The organism is Streptomyces sp. N35, assembly GCF_016464295.1.
Taxonomy (GTDB): Bacteria; Actinomycetota; Actinomycetes; order Streptomycetales; family Streptomycetaceae; genus Streptomyces.
On sequence record NZ_JAEIMH010000054.1, the window covers coordinates 1 to 2,196 of the forward strand.

A 2,196-nucleotide genomic window follows, 5' to 3' on the forward strand; every position below is an offset into this window, starting at 1 on the left:
CAGACCCCGCTTCGGTATCCGCACAGGGCGTCGCTCCCGTGGCCGGCAAGATCCAAAAGAGACGCCCTAGCATGACCGGGTGATCGTCGCCCGTTCCGTCGCCCTGTTCGCCGTCGCCGCGCTCTTCGAGATCGGCGGTGCCTGGCTGGTGTGGCAGGGCGTCCGTGAGCACAAGGGCTGGATCTGGATCGGCGCCGGGGTGATCGCGCTCGGTCTGTACGGCGTGGTCGCGACCTTCCAGAGCGACGACAACTTCGGGCGCATCCTCGCCGCGTACGGCGGGATCTTCGTGGCCGGTTCGATCGCCTGGGGCATGGTGGCCGACGGGTACCGGCCCGACCGGTTCGATGTGATCGGGGCGTTGATCTGCCTGACCGGGATGGCGGTGATCATGTACGCGCCACGGGGGCAGTGAAGCCGGAGGCAGCGAACCCGGGGCGGTGACCGCGGAGGCAGCGAACGCCGGGCAGCGACCGCGGAGGCCGGGAACGCGGGCCGGCGACCGCGGAGACCGAGGAAGATCCCGGCAATGTACGGGCGGGTGAGACTGCCGGTACCCCCCGGCGCGCACGGTGCCCACGTCCGGCGACACTTTCTGGCATGAACGACGTCCTGGTCATCCGTCTGCCACGCCACTTCAGCACGTGGATCCTCGTCGGCCTCGGCGCGCTCGCCGCGCTGGTGGCGGCGGCGTCCTGGGCGTATCGCGTGGTGCGGCTCGGCATGGACGCGCCGTTCCAGGCCACGGACGCCGCGGCGCTGATCGCGCTGCCGTTCGTGCTGCTCGCCGTGTACGTGCTCCGGATGGCCACGATCTCCGTGCGGGCCGACGCGCACGGCGTGCACCTCGCCACCTGGCTGCGGCGGCGCACCTTTTCCTGGGATGACATCGCGGACGTCCAGCAGCTGGTCAAGGTCTACCGCTCGACCCCGGTCCAGCGGGGCGTGCTGCGGCTGCGCGACGGCCGCCAGGTGATGCTTCCGCTGCCCTACGGCGCCGATCACCCGCGGTTCCGGGCGCGGTTCGACGCCCAGCTCGAGTCCCTGCGATCCCTGCACCGCCGCTACGGCACACCCGCCACGGACTATCTCGCGGTGATCACCTCCCGTACGGCAGGGCGCTCCTGGAAGGCCTTGCTCGCGTTCTGCGTCGGACTGCTCGCGTGCGGTGCGCTCGCCGCGTACTTCGTCCCCACCGCGTCGGGCCATCTGCGGGCGTGGCAGTCGGCCGTCGCCTGCCCCGCCGGCCAGGTCGACCGCGACTGCCTCAGCACGGTCCGGGCGGTCGTGGAACACACCGACCCGAACTCGGGCAAGAGCCAGAGCTGGGTGTACTTCACCGACGACCGGCCCCTCGACCGGACATCGGTACCCGAGAAAACGGCCCGGGCCTTCCAGCCGGGCGACCGGGTCACGCTGACGTTCTGGCACGGCGGTGTCCACCGGATCACCGGCGAGCGCCACCAGTGGACGGAGCATTTCGCCACGGGCGGCGAAGTCGCGGTGCTCTCGGCTCTGTTCGCGCTGGGTGCGGGTGTACCGGCGGCCCAGCTGGCGATCCGCCGGCGCGGGCGCGGGCTGCCCGCCGATGAGGTCCTGCCGTCGGTGTGGCCGTTCCTCGTGGCCCTCCTGGGCACGGGCGTCTGGCTTCTTCCGTACGCCCATACGCTGACGACGGACCCCTTCCTGTCGCGCGCCGCGTATCTGTGGCTCGTCCCGGGCGCGGTGGCGTCGGTGGCGCTGTTCGCCTGGGCCTGGCGGGCGACCCGGATCCGCCGTCCGCAAGCGGCGGCCGCGGCGGCCGCGGTCACGGGCGAGACGTTCGTGCCGGCCCGCTTCCTGGACGCGACCGACTACAACCCGCACGGTTTCGGCACGCACATCGTGCTCGGCGACGGGCTGCCCGCGGTGGTCCCGCACGCGGGTCCTGGCCGGTTCGCGGCGAAGGAGATCCCGGCGCAGCGCCTTTCGGTACGGGCGATACGCCGCGCTCGCGGTGAGGAGGCCGAATCGGTGCCCCGTTCCTGGCACATCGCCGAGCTCGACGACGGCGGGCGCTGGGTGCGGCTCGCTGCCTCGCCGAAGGATCTCGCGCTCGTGCTGCGGGAGTTGGGGCTGAGCGTGAGGGCGTGAGCAGGCGCCGCCCCCCTCTCTCCTCGCCGGGGGGGGCGCCGCGCGGGGCGCCCCGGGGCACAG

General features: G+C 72.6%; 2 protein-coding genes. Both read left to right on the forward strand.

Translation table 11 applies throughout. The features are described 5' to 3' along the window. The first annotated feature begins 79 nt into the window (after positions 1 to 79). Positions 80 to 415 carry a YnfA family protein gene (locus JAO81_RS26750; RefSeq protein ID WP_199550497.1) on the forward strand — a complete coding sequence of 112 codons (336 nt, stop codon included), beginning with the start codon at positions 80 to 82 and terminating at the stop codon, positions 413 to 415. Positions 416 to 600: 185 nt separating this feature from the next. After that, the gene (locus tag JAO81_RS26755) at positions 601 to 2,133 is read left to right on the forward strand and encodes a PH domain-containing protein (protein WP_199550498.1); all 1,533 of its coding nucleotides are present in this window, start codon (positions 601 to 603) and stop codon (positions 2,131 to 2,133) included. The last annotated feature ends 63 nt before the right edge of the window (positions 2,134 to 2,196 follow it).

Bases quoted from the DNA above. Each gene is read 5' to 3' on its own strand.
- JAO81_RS26755 (WP_199550498.1), top strand. From the start codon at position 601: ATGAACGACGTCCTGGTCATCCGTCTGCCACGCCACTTCAGCACGTGG.